This is a genomic window from Streptomyces sp. NPDC052042, from assembly GCF_044548345.1.
Lineage (GTDB): Bacteria > Actinomycetota > Actinomycetes > Streptomycetales > Streptomycetaceae > Streptomyces.
Genome location: NZ_JBIUBU010000006.1, coordinates 158211 through 174177, shown reverse-complemented (window position 1 = coordinate 174177; position 15967 = coordinate 158211). Strand labels below are relative to the sequence as shown.

The following is a 15967-nucleotide window of genomic DNA, read 5'->3' as shown; positions in this document are numbered from 1 at the left end:
GGCGCATGGCCACGACCCGCTCCCAGGGAACCGGCGGGGCGGACGCCCCGCCGGTCTCCCTCTCCCGCAACCGCAACTACACCGTCCTGTGGATCGGTCAGCTTCTGTCGCAGCTGACGACGGAGATCCTGGCCATCGCTCTGCCCCTGCTGATCTTGGCCGGCTCCGGCTCACCGATACAGATGGGGCTGGCCTCCTCCGCCCTGTCGTTCGCCCAGATGGCGGCCGTCGTCCCGGCGGGTGTCCTCGCCGACCGCTGGGACAGACGGGTGATCCTGCTGGTCAGCGCCGGCGCGCGAACCACGGGGATGGCTGTGCTCGCGGCCTCGCTCGTCTGGGACCGCTACAGCTTCGCGCTCGTCCTGGTGGTGGTGGTCGTGGAGGGCGTCTTCGGTGCGGCGTTCGACCCGGCTGAGCACGCGGCCCTGACCCAGGTGGTGCCCGAGGCTCAGTTGTCCGCGGCCGTGGCCCGCAACACGGCCCGGCCCTATGTCGCCGCGGTGCTCGGGCCGCCGGCCGCGGGTTTCCTGTTCGCCCTGCATCCCGTGCACCCGTTCCTTGCCAATGCGGTGATGCTGGCGCTGTGCTGCGGTGCGCTGACACTGTTGCGACTGCCCGGAGGTCCGGTGCGGCACGCCGCTGCCCCGGGCCGCGGTGACACCCGTGTGGACGTGCTGGGCGGGTTCCGCTGGGTGCTTGGGCATCGGGTCATCAGGACGACCCTGGCATGGGTGATGCTGACCAACTTCGTCTTCGGCGCACTGATGGTGGTCGTGCTGGTGCTCGCCGGGGAGGGGGACGTCGGGGCGGGCAGCACGGGCCTGATGATGGGGTGCTTCGGTGTGGGCGGTGTGCTCGGCGCTCTGATCGCACCCCGCCTGTACGCACGGATGCCGACCGTGCTGATCGTCCTCGGCTTCTCCTGGCTGGCGGCGGTCGGCACCGCGGCGATGGCCTTCGTGCCGCCGGGTCTGGCTCTGGGATTGCTGCTCGGTGTGCTCGCGCTGCTGGCCCCGGCCGCCAACACAGCCGTACTCACCTACCAGTTGATGGTCACCCCGGACGCGTTGCGCGGCCGGCTGAGCGGGTTGGCGGGCTTCTGCAGCGGCGGGGCCGGCGCCCTCGGCCCGGCGGTGGGCGGCTCACTGATGGCGGCCACCGGGGGTGGCGCCCCGGCGGTCCTGGGATGCGCGGCAGCGTTCGGCGTGGTCGCCGTGCTCGTCACGGTGAGTCCGACGATGCGCCGCTTCCCGTCTGTGAACGAGGCCGGGCCCATGGCGGGATGACCGTGTTTCATCGGAGGCTGAAGTATGTGGTGTGGTTCGAGAGAAGCCTGAGAAGCTTCACGTGGCACGATCGGACGGCTGGGCAGGAAACTCCTGCGGGACCGTCCTGCCTGCTGCCCCGCGTCGCGCGGGCAGCACCCGTGCGCCGGCTTGCACTTGCGACGGCTGCCGAACGCTGCGCCGTGCCCTGTTGGAAAGAGCCATTCCACTGGCGGAGGTCGTATCCCGTGATCACTCACGTTCTGAATGAAAAGGAAATAAAGTCATTACAGGGATTAGTGCATGAGATAGCATCACATACCCACTCGGTGGAGTCCGCCGAGTTCCAGAAGGAGAGCCGGCTGTACGCGGGCGAACTGCCGCGTGAGCTGCGCAGGGCCGTCCTGGACTACCGCTCCTCGGAGCGGTCGGCCACACTCGTCGTCTCCGGTCTTCCCGTGAACGACTCCGGACTCGGGCCCACCCCGCTGGATCGCTCCGGCTCCTCGAACGACACCGCCTCGCTCCGGCAGGACATCGCGTTCTTCCTGATCGCGGCGCTTCTCGGGGACCCCGTTGGCTGGGCCACCCAGCAGAACGGGCGGATCATGCACGACGTCTACCCGGTCAAGGAACACGAGTATGGTCAGATCGGCTGGGGCAGCGCCGAGACCCTCACCTGGCACACCGAGGACGCCTTCCACCCGCTTCGCGCCGACTACCTCGGGCTGATGTGCCTGCGCAACCCGGATGGTGTGGAGACGACCGTCGCCGACATCGGCGACGTGCGCATCGACGACGACCTGCGCACCCTGCTCGCCCAGGAGCGCTTCTTCATCAGGCCGGACGACGCCCACCGGCTGACCGGCCACGCCTCGGACACCACCACCGGCCGTGCCGCCGAGCTGCTACGGCGCAGCAGGGAGCGGGTGGAGCGGGCCCTGGCCGATCCCACGCCGGTCGCCGTCCTCTTCGGTGACATCGACGACCCCTATCTGTGCGTCGACCCCTACTACATGGAAGACAGCCAGGGCGAGGAGGAACAGCGCGCGCTCGACGCACTGGGTTCCGCCATCGATGCCGCGCTCGCCGACGTGGTGCTCCGGCCCGGCGACATCTGCTTCATCGACAACTTCCGGGCCGTCCACGGACGCAAGCCCTTCCGGGCCCGTTTCGACGGCACGGACCGCTGGCTGCGGCGCCTGAACATCGCCCGCGACCTGCGCCCCTCCCGTGGTGCTCGACTTGACGCGGAGACACGGGTCATCCACTGACCGGAACCGCCACCGAACGGTACGTCCATCCTTCCCACTTCACGCGAGGTTGTTGTGACTGCTGCACCCGAGGTAGGCAACCGGCCCGTCCTGCAGGGCTACGGTGAGGAAAACCTCACCCAGCTGGAGTTCATGGCCATCAACAGTGAACTCAACCTGGCCGACGGTCACGCCCGACAGGGGCTGACGCCGACCCAGGAGAAGATCATCAACGAGCTGCCCGCCCTCTTCGCGGAGAGCGCCGAGCGGCCCGTCGATGAGCTGGAGAACGAGGCCCATGAAGCTTTCTTCCACGCACTCGGCCAGCATCGCTATCTGTCGGGCAGCGGTCGCGTGCTCAGCTGCTATGCGTCGTCCGTCGCCATGGAGATCCTCGCCCGGACCCTGGCGACGTCCATCGATGCCATCGCGCTGGTCCATCCGACCTTCGACAACATCCCGGACATCCTGCGCGGCTGCGGCCTGCGCCTGGTCCGCCTGGACGAAGAGCCGCTGCACTCCGGCGACCTGGCCCCCGAGTTCCTCCGGTCCGTCGGCGCGGTCTTCGTCACCACACCGAACAACCCCACCGGTCTGGTGCTCTCCAGGGAGCGCCTGGCCCGGCTCGCCCAGCAGTGCGCCGAGCACGACGTGGTGCTGTGCCTGGACACGTCGTTCCGCGGTTTCGACTTGCGCGCCCAGTACGACCACTACGAGGTACTGACCGCCAGCGGCTGCCGCTGGGTGGTGATCGAGGACACCGGCAAGCTGTGGCCGACCCTCGACCTCAAGGCCGGCTTTCTTGTGTACTCGGACAACCTCCGGTTGCCGGTCGACCTGGTCTACTCCGACATCCTGCTCGGCGTCTCGCCGATGATCCTCACCCTGATCCGCAGGTTCGCCGAGGACGCCGCGTCCGGCGGCTTCGCCGACCTCCACGCGTTCATCGCCGGCAACCGCCGCATCGTGCGGCACGGACTGGCCGGGGTCGAGGGGATCACGTGCCTCGGGGACGACATCCGGGTGAGTGTGGAGCGGGTCCGCCTGCACGTGGGCTCGGCGTCGGAGGTCTGGGCCGAGCTGCGCGGCAACAACGTCTACGTTCTGCCCTGCCACAAGTTCCACTGGGCCGACCCCGGTGAGGGGGACGACACCTTCCGCATCGCGCTCGCCCGGTCCGCGGAACCCCTTGAGCGTGCGGTCCGCATGCTGCGCGCCGTTCTGGAGCCACGCCGATGACGCCCCTCACCGCGCCTGCTGCCCGGTATACGTCGGCAGACCACGTCCGCGCGATGAGGCATTGGCGGCCGGGTATCGTCCAGGACGTCCCGCCGCCCGGTCTGATCGACCTCGGCCCCGGCTACCCCGGGCCCGATCTGCTGCCGGTCGGCCTGCTGGGTGATGCCTACCACCGGGCACTGGAGGAGTACGGCCCCGCCGCACTGGCCTACGGGCACAACACCGGTGCCATGCCGTTGCGCGAGGCGCTGGCCGAGCGGGCCGCCGCAACCGACCGATACCCCTGCGGACCCGACCACGTGTTGCTGACCGCCGGCACGTCCCAGGCCCTGCACCTCATCTCCTGCCTGCTGGGACGCCCCGGGGACGTGGTCATCACCGACCAGTACTCCTACGACCTGGGGCGACGCATCTTCACCGACTGCGGGCTGCGCGTGCACGCGGTGGCGATGGACGACCTGGGCATGGACCCGGTGGCTCTGCGGGAAGCCCTCCGTGACGAGCACGCGGCGGGGCGGCGCGTCGCCTTTGCCTACGTCAACCCCACCTTCCACAACCCGACCGGGATCGTCGTCCCGCTCGCTCGCAGAACAGAGCTGCTCGAAGTCACCCGGGAATACGACCTGATGGTGATCGAGGACGATGCCTACGCCGAACTGGCCTTGGAGGGCGGCGGGCCGGTCATCCCCTCGATGGCGGCATTGGCCGACTATCGGGGCGTGCTGCGTCTGGGCACGTTCGCCAAGACGCTCGCCCCCGGCCTACGGCTCGGCTGGCTGCTCGGCGCCCCCGCGCTGGTGGCGTCGCTCGGGGAGCACGGCATGCTCGTCAGCGGCGGCTCGCTGAACCACACCACGTCCCTGGCAGTCGCGACCGTACTGCGCGGCGGTGAATACGACCGGCATCTCGTATGGCTCCGGGCCGAGTTGAGAAAGCGCAGGGACGCCCTGGCGGGGCCGCTGCGCGCCTTCTCCGGCGAGCGGATCGGCTGTCGGGTTCCGGGCGGTGGCTTCTTCCTGTGGCTGGAGCCGTGCGGCGCGACCGAGGTCCGGGAAGAGGCACATGCCGCAGCCGCCGAGGCGGCCGGGGTGAGGCTCGCACACGGGGCACGATTCGGCACCGGTGACCGGCCCCGACTGAGGCTGGCCTACAGCTTCAACCCGCCCGCGGTACTGACCGAGGCGGCGCACCGCCTCGTCGAGGCGTGGACCGTCTGACCGGGTACCGGCTTCGCGCCGGCCCTCGTGTTCGCCCGGCCGCACCGGCCGCACTCCGCACACCCGACATGGAAACGGGAACCGCTGATGCCCCCTGCTTCACACCAGACGATCACCCCCCACCCCGACGGCACGGGTCCGCACGGCTACAGCCTTCCCCTGTCGCCCTCGGGCCGTTCCGCCATGCTCACGCCACCGCCCTGGCACTTCTCGGGCGACGTCATCATGATCGACTACCGAGTCGACCCGCGCGCCGCCTCCCGTTTCCTCCCACCTGGGCTCACGCCGGGGGACGACCCCGGCGCCGCTGCGGCCGTCTTCGCCACCTGGCAGTGGTGTTCCGACTCGGGCGAGGAGCTTTCCGACCCGTCCCGCAGCCAGTTCTCCGAGTTCCTGATCCTCCTCGGCTGCGCCTACGACGGTGCCGCCATGGCGCGTTGCCCGTACGCATGGGTCGACCAGGCGGTGCCGCTCGTGCGCGGCTGGGTGCAGGGTATGCCCAAGCAGTACGGCGCCGTTCACCAGACCCGGCACGGGTTGGTGGGGCGGGCCGGCTCGCGCCGGACCGAGGGCGGCCTGTTCGCCGGGAACATCTCGGTGCACGGCAGGCGCCTCGTCGAGGCCGCCGTGACCCTCACCGGCCCTGTCCAGGAACCACCTGCCCTGCACACGGTGCCGCTCGTGCACAGCCTCGCCACCCCGGCCTGGACCACTGCGGTTGAGCAGCCCGCTCCGCTGGCCGCCTCGGAAGTGACCGACGTGGAGTTCGGGGACATCTGGACCGGTACCGGCGAACTGGAGTTCTTCGACGGCCTGGACGAGGACTTCGCCGGGCTGCGGCCGGTCGAGGTCGGGGCCGGTCACGTCTTCTCGTACGCCGAGACGCTCAAGGGAGGGCGCCTGCTGCCCCTCCCCGAGGGATGAGCCATGCTGAGGATTCACTTCACCGCCGAAGATCTCGCCCTGCTGCACATGCCGGCCGGTCTCGGGCTGCTGACAGAGAGCGCACTCGCGCTCCGGCTGTACGCCGACAGCAGCAACGCCATGTTCCACGGTTGGCGCCGGCAGCTGCGCGTCGAACTCGGGCCCCGCTCCGCGGCGTTCGAGACGCTGGCACGCAGGACCGAGTCGATCGACGACCTGGTCAACCTCGTCCGCCGCGACGAGCAGTTCTCGGATCAGGGCAGGCGGCCGGTCACCTCGCGGCAGACCGAATTGGTCTCGGCCCTGTCGGGCTTCAGCCATGCGGCCGTACGACCCTACTGGTCACAGGTGCGGAGCGTGCTGGAGGCCGTCCGGGACGCCAGCGGACGCATCATGATCGCCTCCGGCGCGGAACGGCTGCTCGGCAGCCTGCACCCGCGCCTGCGCTGGCACGCCCCTGTTCTGGAACTCCACCGCGGACCGGACCGGGATGTGTATCTTGCAGGCCGCGGGCTCGTGCTGAGCCCCTCGTTCTTCCTGCTCGAACAGACCTGCATGTTCGTGGAAGCGACGAGCGCGGACGGACCGCCCGCGATCCTCTTCCCGGTGAACGATTCCGCCAAGGCCGAGTTCAGCCGGCGGTGTGCGGGGGATGCCGAGGCCCTGGGTGCGCTCGTGGGGCACACCCGTGCCGCCGCGCTTCAGGTACTGACCGAAAGCTGCACCACCAGCGAGCTGGCGAGACGACTCAACCTGTCGCTGGCCGGGGCGAGCAAGCACGCGTCCGTCCTGCGCCGGGCCGGCCTGATCATGACGACGAGAAGCAGGAACACCGCACTGCACACCCTCACTCCGCTCGGAGTGGCCCTGCTCGACAGCCGTACGCCCCCGGCACGGCGTCCCGCGCCCGTCAAGCCTCTCGGTATTCCGGCCTGATCCCGATTTCCCGCCCGAACCCAAGAATGGAGACAACGTGAGCACCAACCCGTTCGACGATCCTGACGGCACGTTCCTGGTCCTGGTCAACGACGAGGGACAGCACTCCCTGTGGCCGTCCTTCGCAGACGTGCCCGCCGGCTGGGAGGTTGCCCTGGAGGCGACGGACCGGCAGTCCGCGCTCGCCTACGTCAACGAGAACTGGACGGACATGAGGCCTCGTCGGCTGGCCGAGAGGATGGCCGAGAACTAGCAGGTCCACCCCGTATCCGAGGATCTCCACCGCCCGTCGCCTGCAAGAATGGCCGACTGTGACGATTCGTGTGCTCATCGCTGACGATCAGGAGATGGTTCGCCGTGGCTTGCGGCGCATCCTGGAGGGCCAGCCGGACATCGAGGTGATCGGCGAGGCCGCCAACGGGGTGGACGCCCTGGAGACGGCCAGACGGCTGCGACCCGACGTCGCTCTCGTGGATGTCCGTATGCCGCGTATGGACGGGCTCGAGGTCACCCGCCAACTGCTGGCGCCCACGGCGAAGTTCCAGGTCAAGGTCGTCGTCGTGACGACCTTCGACCTGGACGAGTACGTGTATCCGGCACTGCGCTATGGCGCTTCGGGCTTTCTGCTCAAGCGCTCGGGGCCGACGCTGCTCGTGGAGGCAGTGCGCGCCGCCGTCGCCGGCGACAGCCTCATCAGCCCGTCCGTCACGGTAAGGCTGCTCAGGCACGTTACCGGCGTCGGCCGCGGACCCGGTGCGGCCCCGGCGTCTGAAGCCCGCGTCGAGCCCCTCACCAAGAGGGAGATCGAAATCGCCGGAAAGGTCGCCGAGGGGCTGACCAATGCCGACATCGCGACAGAGATGTTCATTTCGCCGGGCACGGTCAAGACACATGTTGCCAGCATTCAGCGAAAGTTCGGCGTGCGGAATCGCGTCGGAATTGCCGTGCGGGCCTGGGAGATGGGATACGCCACCAAATGACAGCCACGCATCATCACATCCGGAAGAGGCATCATGGCCATCGGAGATATATCCCCGCAGCTTCGTGAAAGGCGTCCGCAGCTCAATTCCCTGACCAGCCTGCGCGTGGTCGGCATGGTTCTGGTCTTCATCGTCCATGGCTCCTTCGAGATCGTCTTCAAGTCCTATGACCTGGGCCTGGCGTATCTCGAGGGAGTCGGCACATCAGGCCAGACAGCGGTCTCGTACTTCTTCGTCCTTTCCGGCTTCGTCCTCGCCTGGTCATGGCGTGAGAAGGACACCGCACGCACATTCTGGCGTCGACGTGCCGTCCGGATCTTCCCGAATCACGTCGTCGCCCTCGCTTTCACCGTCGTACTGGCTGCCTTCCTCACGCAACTGCCGGATCTGTTCCCCCTCTTCACTCAGTTGATCCTGGTCCAGTCCTGGTTTCCGTCTCCCCGTTTCACCGACGTCGGCAACAGCGCGACCTGGTCGCTGTCCGTGGACATCGGGTTCTACGCCCTGTTCCCACTGCTGCTGCCCCTGATCCGGCGGATCAGGCCGGAGCGGCTGTGGTACGCCGTGGGGGGCGTCGCCGTGGTCATCGCGCTGATCCCCGTGGCTGCCAACCTCTTCCTGCCCGACACCCCGCCCACACCGCTGTGGCACACGTCGGAGAGCAGGTACTGGTTCGTGTACTTCTTCCCGGCAGCTCGCATGCTGGAGTGTGTGCTCGGCATGCTCATGGCCCGCATCGTCATCACCGGCCGGTGGACCGGCCTGCGCCCGCTGCCCGCCGCGGCCCTCCTGGTCGTGATGTACACGATCGCCCAGCAGCTTCCCTTCCTCTACCGGTACGCCGCCGTGATCGCGGTCCCCGTCGCCCTGCTGTTGGCGTCGCTGGCAGTGGCCGACATCGCCGGACGCCGCACGTATTTGACCGGCAGAACCATGGTCCGGCTCGGCGAACTCACCTTTGCCTTCTACCTGATCCATGGCCCCGTACTGAACTACGGCCATCTGATGCTCGGTTACACGATGGACGGAGGCATGCCGAAGGGAAAGGCCTGGGGTGCCGCCGGTGGTCTTGCCTTCCTGGCCGGTGCCTTCCTGGTGTCCCTCGCGCTGGCCTGGGTGATGAACGTCTGCATCGAGCGGCCGGCGGTGCGCCATTGGGCCCGTCGCAGAACACCGAAAACCGCGCCCGTCCAGGTGTCCGCATAGGCTGACCGCCATGACAACGAACGAAGCCGTACCGGGGCGTTGGCGGGGCTTATGCGTGATGACGGCGGTCTTCTGCATGGGAGTGCCGGCCTTGCTCGGCCTGCCCAACACACTGCTACCAGCCATTTCGGCCATGGTGGCCGTGTCGGTCCCGATGCTGCGATGGCCGCAGGGAAGGATCACCGAGAACGCAGCTGCGCTGGCGACGATGGCGGTCTCCGTCCTCACCGACGTGGTGTACGTCGGCAAGCCAGGCCTCACCCTCTTGTGGATGCCCTTCGAATTCGCGGGGCTGCTGGTGCTCACCGGAAGCCTGATCCGGCGGTCGCTGCCGCGGCACGTCATCCCCGCCGCACTCGTGGCCGTCCTCGCGACGACCGCGCTCCCCCTGCGCTTCACGCTGCGCAACCCCCAGTCGGGGGCCGCCGACTCGGTGATCACGGTGCTCCTCACGCTGATGCTGGTGGCCTGCGCCGCCGGCATCGGCGGCTATCTGCGCGCCACTGACCAGCGTCGGCAACGGGCCGTCCTGGCAGCGCGCCGCGACCAGCGGCTCCACATGGCGAGGGTTCTGCACGACTCCGTCGCCCATGAGGTGACCGGTATGGTGCTGGAGGTGCAAGCCGCCCAGGCGTCGGCCTACGATCCGGAGCAGCACCAAGCACTGCTGAGCAGGGTGGAGCAGGCCGGCCTGCGCGCCCTCGACTCGATGGACCGCACCCTGCAGACCCTGCGCGAGGCGGAGAAGGTACCGGACGGCCCGTCCACGCAGGAGCCGGCGGAGCCGTCGACCCGCGTGTACGGCCTGGCCGACCTGCCCGGCCTGATCAGCAGGTTCGCCGAATCCAGCACCATCACCACCGAACTCGACCTGGCGCAGGAGCTGCCCGGCGCACTTCCCCGTGACCTCGACGAGGCGGCGTACCGTCTGGTACTGGAGGCGTTGACCAACGTGCGGCGGCATGCCGCTTCGGCCTCCCATGTCACCGTGAGCGTCGCCCGGACGGACGACAGCACGCTGCGCGTGTGCGTCACCGACGACGGGGGGAGCGGCAAGCCGCTGCTCGCGCACCGCGTGGGCGGAGGCACGGGGCTCGTCGGGCTGGACGAGCGTTTCAGGGTCCTTGGCGGAACGCTCACAGCGGGTCCCTTCTCCGACGGGTGGCAGGTCGTGGGGACCCTGCCACTGCCTCCGCAGGACGGGGCCGCCGCGGGCCGCTGAGTCGCGCGCCCAGCTCTGGCCGCCCATGACGCGGCCCCACCGTGGCCGCCCGTGACGCGGCCCCGTCGCCGGATATCTGCCGAACGGCAGATGTGTCGGAGGCTCGGAAGGACCATGCTGGAAACGTCTACCGAGCTTTCCGGAGGTTCACGTGTTTCGCCTTGGCTTGTCGTCTCGCAGTGTGTCCAGGAGCATCCTGGCCGCTGTTGCCCTCACCTCATTGGCCGCGGTCACGGGCTGCGCCAGTGCAGAAGAAGCGGAACCCGAGACGAAGAACTTCTCGTTCGCAGGCCAGACCCTCGACGTCCGGGCCCACGGCATGCCCACCGACCTCGTCGCCACCGACCGCAAGGACGTCAAGGTCACCCGTTGGTTCGATGTACGGGCCGGGGCCAAGCCGCACTCCAGCTGGGAGCTCAAGGACGCCACCCTGGACCTGAAGGCCGGGTGCGAGCGGTTCGCCAACTGTGATGTGCGCTTCCGCGTCGAGGTACCGAAGTCGGTGAAAGTCCTGCGCGACGGCCGTGCCACGCGTCTGAAGGGCACGAACGAGGCTGCTTCCGCGCCGCTTCGCGGCGTACGGGACTTCGGGGCGTAGGAGGACACGTCATGCTCGAACTCATTGACATCACCAAGGTCTACCGGGGCGGCAAGCGGGCCGTGGACGGCATGACCATGCGGCTGGAAACCGGAATGCTCGGCCTGCTCGGTCCCAACGGGGCCGGCAAGTCGTCGCTCATGCGGATCGCCTCGACCGTGACCCGGCCGACCAGCGGCCGGGTTCTGTTCAACGGCATGGACGTGGTGGCCAAGCCCGACGTATTACGCCGCACCCTCGGATACCTCCCCCAGGACTTCGGGGTCTATCCCAACCTCACCTCGCGGGAGTTCCTCTCCTACCTCGCGGCCGCCAAGGGCCTTTCGGCCCGCTCGGCCCGGACCCGCATCGACGAGCTGCTGGAACTGGTCAATCTCACCGAGGCGGTCAAACGCCCTCTGGGCAAGTACTCAGGCGGCATGATGCGGCGGGTGGGAATCGCCCAGGCGCTGCTCGCCGACCCAAAGGTGATCATCGTGGACGAACCCACCGCCGGCCTCGATCCCGAGGAGCGGGTCCGGTTCCGGAACCTGTTGAGCGATCTCGCCGCGGAACGCGTCGTCATGCTCTCCACACATATCGTCTCCGACGTCGAGTCCGTGGCCTCCGACATCGCGGTCGTCGCACGTGGACGACTGCTGAGCCGCGGCTCCCCCGAGGACCTCCTGACCGCTGTCGAGGGGCGGGTGTGGGAGGTCCTCGTCGACCCGGCGGACCTTCCCCTGATCCAGAAGCGTCAGATCGTCAGCAGGATGATCCGTACCTCCAGCGGGGTCCGGGTGCGCATGCTGACCCACGTTCCGCCCTATGCCACCGCCGAACGAGTCGAGCCGGACCTCGAGGACGCGTACTTGGCCGTCGTGAACCAGGTGGCGGATTCGACGGTGCCACTGGGCGCTCCCGCCGAGCGGACGGGGTGGCAGTGATGCCGGATACGCTTGTCAGACTCGCCGTCGGCGATTTCTGGGACCGCGTGCGGCGACCGGCGTACGCCGTGATCCTGATCTGCGCGGTCGGATTGGGTTATCTCGCCACGCCGGCCGAGGAAGCCGGGTGGGTGGTCATGCAGGTGGGCGCCTACCGGGGCACCTACAACAGCGCATACATCGGAATGGTCGTCGCGCTGGCCGGGACGGTCTGGCTGTCGCTCGGCGGCTTCTACGTCGTGCGCAACGCGATCTCGCGGGACGAGAGCACCGGTGTGGGCAGGTTGCTGGCGGCGACGCCTCTTCGGACCTGCACCTACCTGGTCGCTAAATTCCTCAGCAGCGTGTTGGTCCTGTCCTCCATGCTGGGCGTCCTGGTGGTCACAGCGGTGGTCATGCAGTTGGCGCGCGGGGAGTCGATGACGGTCAACCCCGTGGACCTGCTGAGCCCGTTCGTGGTGATCGCCCTCCCGCTGATGGTGTTCACCGCTGCCGCGGCACTTCTCTTTGAGACGATTCCCTTGCTGAGGGCGGGATTCGGTAACGTCCTCTGGTTCTTCATCTGGGCCTTCATCGCCATCGGTGGCCAGTCTCCCAACGCGCCACTGGGCGGTATCGGTGTGCACAGCGTCGTCCAGTCACTGGGCGCGGGCATGAAGGCGCAGGGCATAGACCCGGCCGAGGTCGGCGAGTTCAGCCTGGGGCTGACGCTGGTGGACAAGCCCCTGAAGACCTTCGACTGGCACGGATTCGACCTCAGCCCCGCGTTTCTGCTGACCCGCTGCGCCCTGATCCTCATCGCTCTGGCACTCGCACTGCTGCCCACCTTGTGGTTCCCGCGGTTCGACCCGGCCAGGACGGGCTCCTTCGCCAACGTCGGCGGGGGCGCTGATCGCACACCCGAAACGCCTGTTGCCCCCGCTGTGGTCATGCAGGACGAGGTAACGGGGAAGCCGTCCGCCGGGTTCACGAATCTGCCCCGAGCCTCCGTGCGGTTCGGCAACCCCATGCTGCGTCTCCTCGTCGGAGAGGTCCGCATCCTCATCCAGGGCATTCCCCTGTGGTGGTGGGCCGGTGTCCTCCTTCTCACACTCGTCGCCCAGATGGTCACGCCCGCCACCGGGGTCTCGCGGTTCCTGCTGCCTTTGGCCTGGATCTGGCCGGTTCTTGTCTGGTCAAGGCTCGGCACCCAGAGGCACGAGTCAGGTGTCGAAGCCATCCTCGGCGCGTATCCCTCGGCGCGCATCCGTGTGGCCGCGGAATGGGGAGCGGGCTTCCTGCTCACGGCTGTGGCCGGCATCGGTCCGGCAGTGCGTATGATCACCGGATCCGACACCCTGGGCCTTCTCCATTGGTTCTGTGGGGCGCTCTTCATCCCGTCCTTCGCTCTCGTGCTCGGCACGCTCAGCCGGACGCACCGTCTCTTCCAGTTCGCCTATCTGCCCCTCTGGTACGGCACGGTGAACGGAATCGCGCCGGTCGACTTCATGGGCGCGATCCGAGCCGACGACGGGAGCCCGGCCGGCATGTCGCCGGCGTTCCTGATCGTCAGCGCGGCCGTGATGCTCGGAATCGTGTTCCTGTCGAGCGCGGCACGTCGCGCGACGGCGTAACTCCATGGGAGGCCCGCGCGGCTCCCGGCACTCGCCGGGACCCCTGAAGAGCCTCGTCGCCGCCGCGTGACGGCAGAAGACCCAGCGGCGAACTGAACCGCCCCGGCCCAGCCATGAACCGATCCCCCGCGGTGGGTGGGCCGGGGCTCCAATCGGAAGAGGACGGGTAGTTGAAGGAAAGGATCAGCTGTCTCGCATGGGTCACGGGTGCCCTGCAGTTCTTCTCGATCCACCTTGTCGTCGAGTCCGCATGGTCAAGCCCATACAGCTGGGCCCGGAACAACATCAGTGACCTCGGCAATGCCTACTGCGCCATGCAATCGCAGCCCGAGCCACGGTACATCTGCTCACCGGCACACGATCTGATGAACTTCTCCTTCGTCGCTCTGGGCGCGCTGCTCGCCGTCGGGGCCGTCCTGGGCCGATCCCTCTGGCTCAGCAGCCGGACCGCGAAGCTCGCCCGGCTCCTGCTGGCCGGCGCCGGCATCGGATTCGCCGTGGTGGGACTCGCTCCGGCCGACGTCTACGAGAACCAGCACGTACTGGGCGCCATGCTCGTCATGGGAACCGGCAACATCGGCCTCGTGCTCGCCGGCGTCGGCCTGTCGGGCGATGTCGCAGCCGGACTGCGGTGGGCGACCGCCTTGTTGGGAGCCTGCGCGTTCCTCGCCCTGCTCCTGTTCCTGTCCCGCAACTACCTTGGACTGGGTATAGGGGGCATGGAGAGGGTGGCGGCATTGCCCGTCCTCGTGTGGACACTCGCGGCCGGAGCTTCGAGCCTGCTGCGTCGCCGTGCGTCTTGTCCGCGGGAGGCGTCGATCGCACCACGCCTTCTTTCCGCCGGATCGGCGGAGATCTCTCAAGGGGCAACGTCAGATGAGTAACGCTGCCAGGGCCGCATCGCGTACCGATACCGGCGCCAGCCGAGGGCAGGCATCGGCTGGCTGAGTCGCGGGGCCCCGGCGGAACGGCATTTCAGGAGGTCGGGAATCTTCCCTCCTCGCTCGTACACAGCTACGCGCGGGCGCGACCGTGGCCCCCGTTCCTACGGCGAGACGGTCAGCGCAACCGCCGAGGACGCGACGGTTCGCCCCGGCCAGTCAGGCGCTGTCGTGGGTGGTAACCATCGCGGAGGGTGTGCTGGACGGCGACGACGGCGGCGTCGTCGGTCAGGTGGCCGCCGACATGGGCGAGCAGGTCGGTGCGCAGGTGGTGGATCAGCGCGGAAGGGCTGTGTCGGGTCCAGGACGCGGCGCGCTCGGTCAGCGGGTAGAAGATGCCTCGGGCATCCCGGGCCTCGATCACTCCGTCGGTGTGCAGCAGCAACAGGTCTTCGGGCTCGAACGTGAAGGTGTCGACGTGATAGGCGGCAGCGGTCAGTTCGCCCAGGCCCAGCGGCGGGGCGGGGCGGGTGGCGTGCAGCGCGAAGACCTGCTGGCCGCGCAGCAACAAGGGGGGCGGGTGCCCGCAGCTGACCACGTGGACGTGCGGCAGCGCGTCGGGGATGTCCAGGAGCGCGGCGGTGATGAAGCACTCCCCGGCCGTCTCCACCTCGGCGGGCTCGGCCAGGTTCCAGCACACGCTGTGGTCCAGGTAGGCCGCGAGCTCGGGCAGGCGGGCCTGACGGTGCGCGGACTCCCGGAAGGCACCCAGCAGCAGGGCGGCGTCGCCGATCGCGGTCAGACCCTTGCCCATGACGTCGCCGATGATCAGCCGGGTGCCCGTGGGGGTGCGGACGGCCGCGTACAGGTCGCCGCCGATCATGGCCTCCGACTGTGCCGCCAGATACATGGACGCCACCCGCAGGGGGCCGATCCGCCGCGGCAGCGGACGTAGCACTGCTCGCTGTGTGGCCTCCGCTACCTTCCGCACCAGCGCCAGCTCACGGGCGTGCCGCTCGCGCAGAAAGCAGAAGACCGTCACGATGGCCGAGACCACCATCAGGGCGATGAACTGTGAATCGAAGTCCCGCGTGCCGAGCAGGTTGGATTTCAGGCCGATGACGAGCATGCCCACCACCGTGACGGCGGCGATCGCCGCCGTCATCAGGGTGGAGGCGAAGGAAGCGGCGAGCGTGGGAGCCACGACCAGCAGCGACGGACCCAGCGGCAGCCCCTCGGCCAGCACGTCGAGCAGCACAATGGCCGCGATCAGACCGAGCGGGAGCACCAACAGGGCATCACACGCCTGACGTGGTGGAAGGCGTTGCGTGAACCGATGCCACAGTCGCATACCTCCTGCCTACACCCGACCCGGCAGCCCCGCAGGTGCACGCACAACCACCCGCCATCAATCGAGCGTCAGTGCGAATTTAGGCAAACGTCCCCAGCAGGTCGGTCGCCTCCCACCAAGCAGCCGGCCTGCGGCAAGGGCCGACTTGGTCGCGGACGTTCGCCGTATGAAGTAGCCCCGGAGCCCGGCGCCGACCGGAAAAGCGGTGCCGGTAGCACCAGGTGAACCGGGTTGTTCTGGTTCTCCGGGACAACCCGCGGGCCGCCCGGCGTCGCCGATCCATGCGACAGCGGCGCGTGGATCGTGCTCGGGACATCGCAGTGCAGTCATCCCGTGCAACCGCTGCTGCTCCTGCT

The 15967-nt window shown here is 68.5% G+C and carries 15 protein-coding genes; 14 read left to right on the top strand and 1 reads right to left on the bottom strand.

Annotated elements, in window-relative coordinates; genetic code table 11:
* Nucleotides 1–5: 5 nt before the first annotated feature.
* The 14 genes from ACIHCL_RS13605 (at nucleotide 6) to ACIHCL_RS13540 (ending at nucleotide 14263) form a co-directional block, all read left to right on the top strand.
* On the top strand, nucleotides 6–1286 hold the full coding sequence (locus ACIHCL_RS13605) for an MFS transporter (protein WP_399860923.1): 1281 nt from the start codon (nucleotides 6–8) through the stop codon (nucleotides 1284–1286).
* Nucleotides 1187–2539 carry a guanitoxin biosynthesis L-enduracididine beta-hydroxylase GntD gene (gntD, locus tag ACIHCL_RS13600; protein WP_399860921.1) on the top strand — a complete coding sequence of 451 codons (1353 nt, stop codon included), beginning with the start codon at nucleotides 1187–1189 and terminating at the stop codon, nucleotides 2537–2539. Before ACIHCL_RS13605 ends, gntD begins: the two co-directional genes overlap by 100 nt.
* Before the next feature lie 54 nt (nucleotides 2540–2593).
* The gene (gene mppP / locus ACIHCL_RS13595; protein ID WP_399860918.1) at nucleotides 2594–3757 is read left to right on the top strand and encodes an enduracididine biosynthesis enzyme MppP; all 1164 of its coding nucleotides are present in this window, start codon (nucleotides 2594–2596) and stop codon (nucleotides 3755–3757) included.
* A 53-nt stretch (nucleotides 3758–3810) separates the two neighbouring features.
* Complete coding sequence (locus ACIHCL_RS13590; protein WP_399860915.1) at nucleotides 3811–4974, top strand: aminotransferase class I/II-fold pyridoxal phosphate-dependent enzyme; 1164 nt, start codon at nucleotides 3811–3813, stop codon at nucleotides 4972–4974.
* An 87-nt stretch (nucleotides 4975–5061) separates the two neighbouring features.
* Entirely contained in the window at nucleotides 5062–5898 is an 837-nt protein-coding gene (mppR, locus tag ACIHCL_RS13585; RefSeq protein ID WP_399860913.1) for an enduracididine biosynthesis enzyme MppR, read from the top strand.
* A 3-nt stretch (nucleotides 5899–5901) separates the two neighbouring features.
* Nucleotides 5902–6834, top strand: coding sequence for an ArsR/SmtB family transcription factor (locus ACIHCL_RS13580; RefSeq protein WP_399860910.1), 933 nt, complete (start codon nucleotides 5902–5904; stop codon nucleotides 6832–6834).
* Nucleotides 6835–6871: 37 nt separating this feature from the next.
* Nucleotides 6872–7087, top strand: a complete 216-nt coding sequence (locus tag ACIHCL_RS13575; protein ID WP_399860907.1) for an MbtH family protein — start codon at nucleotides 6872–6874, stop codon at nucleotides 7085–7087.
* A 58-nt stretch (nucleotides 7088–7145) separates the two neighbouring features.
* Nucleotides 7146–7814: a response regulator gene (locus ACIHCL_RS13570; RefSeq protein ID WP_399860905.1), complete on the top strand. Its 669-nt coding sequence runs from the start codon at nucleotides 7146–7148 to the stop codon at nucleotides 7812–7814.
* A gap of 33 nt (nucleotides 7815–7847) precedes the next feature.
* Nucleotides 7848–9020, top strand: coding sequence for an acyltransferase family protein (locus tag ACIHCL_RS13565; RefSeq protein ID WP_399860902.1), 1173 nt, complete (start codon nucleotides 7848–7850; stop codon nucleotides 9018–9020).
* A 10-nt stretch (nucleotides 9021–9030) separates the two neighbouring features.
* On the top strand, nucleotides 9031–10242 hold the full coding sequence (locus tag ACIHCL_RS13560; RefSeq protein WP_399860900.1) for a sensor histidine kinase: 1212 nt from the start codon (nucleotides 9031–9033) through the stop codon (nucleotides 10240–10242).
* A 181-nt stretch (nucleotides 10243–10423) separates the two neighbouring features.
* Nucleotides 10424–10840: a hypothetical protein gene (locus tag ACIHCL_RS13555; protein ID WP_399860897.1), complete on the top strand. Its 417-nt coding sequence runs from the start codon at nucleotides 10424–10426 to the stop codon at nucleotides 10838–10840.
* An 11-nt stretch (nucleotides 10841–10851) separates the two neighbouring features.
* Nucleotides 10852–11766 (top strand): ABC transporter ATP-binding protein, encoded by a 915-nt coding sequence (locus tag ACIHCL_RS13550; protein WP_399860894.1) that lies wholly within the window; start codon nucleotides 10852–10854, stop codon nucleotides 11764–11766.
* Nucleotides 11766–13379: a hypothetical protein gene (locus ACIHCL_RS13545; protein WP_399860892.1), complete on the top strand. Its 1614-nt coding sequence runs from the start codon at nucleotides 11766–11768 to the stop codon at nucleotides 13377–13379. Before ACIHCL_RS13550 ends, ACIHCL_RS13545 begins: the two co-directional genes overlap by 1 nt.
* Nucleotides 13380–13549: 170 nt before the next feature.
* Nucleotides 13550–14263 carry a DUF998 domain-containing protein gene (locus tag ACIHCL_RS13540; RefSeq protein ID WP_399860889.1) on the top strand — a complete coding sequence of 238 codons (714 nt, stop codon included), beginning with the start codon at nucleotides 13550–13552 and terminating at the stop codon, nucleotides 14261–14263.
* Between the two features lie 175 nt (nucleotides 14264–14438).
* Here ACIHCL_RS13540 and ACIHCL_RS13535 read toward each other — a convergent pair whose 3' ends face one another.
* A complete protein-coding gene (locus tag ACIHCL_RS13535; RefSeq protein WP_399861226.1) occupies nucleotides 14439–15548 on the bottom strand; it encodes a PP2C family protein-serine/threonine phosphatase in 1110 nt (369 codons plus the stop codon).
* Nucleotides 15549–15967: the final 419 nt, after the last annotated feature.

Coding starts and splice junctions, on each gene's coding strand:
- mppR (WP_399860913.1), top strand. CDS start 5,062: ATGCCCCCTGCTTCACACCAGACGATCACCCCCCACCCCGACGGCACG.
- ACIHCL_RS13605 (WP_399860923.1), top strand. CDS start 6: ATGGCCACGACCCGCTCCCAGGGAACCGGCGGGGCGGACGCCCCGCCG.
- ACIHCL_RS13580 (WP_399860910.1), top strand. CDS start 5,902: ATGCTGAGGATTCACTTCACCGCCGAAGATCTCGCCCTGCTGCACATG.
- ACIHCL_RS13565 (WP_399860902.1), top strand. CDS start 7,848: ATGGCCATCGGAGATATATCCCCGCAGCTTCGTGAAAGGCGTCCGCAG.
- ACIHCL_RS13550 (WP_399860894.1), top strand. CDS start 10,852: ATGCTCGAACTCATTGACATCACCAAGGTCTACCGGGGCGGCAAGCGG.
- ACIHCL_RS13590 (WP_399860915.1), top strand. CDS start 3,811: ATGAGGCATTGGCGGCCGGGTATCGTCCAGGACGTCCCGCCGCCCGGT.
- ACIHCL_RS13560 (WP_399860900.1), top strand. CDS start 9,031: ATGACAACGAACGAAGCCGTACCGGGGCGTTGGCGGGGCTTATGCGTG.
- ACIHCL_RS13545 (WP_399860892.1), top strand. CDS start 11,766: ATGCCGGATACGCTTGTCAGACTCGCCGTCGGCGATTTCTGGGACCGC.
- gntD (WP_399860921.1), top strand. CDS start 1,187: ATGCGCGGCAGCGTTCGGCGTGGTCGCCGTGCTCGTCACGGTGAGTCC.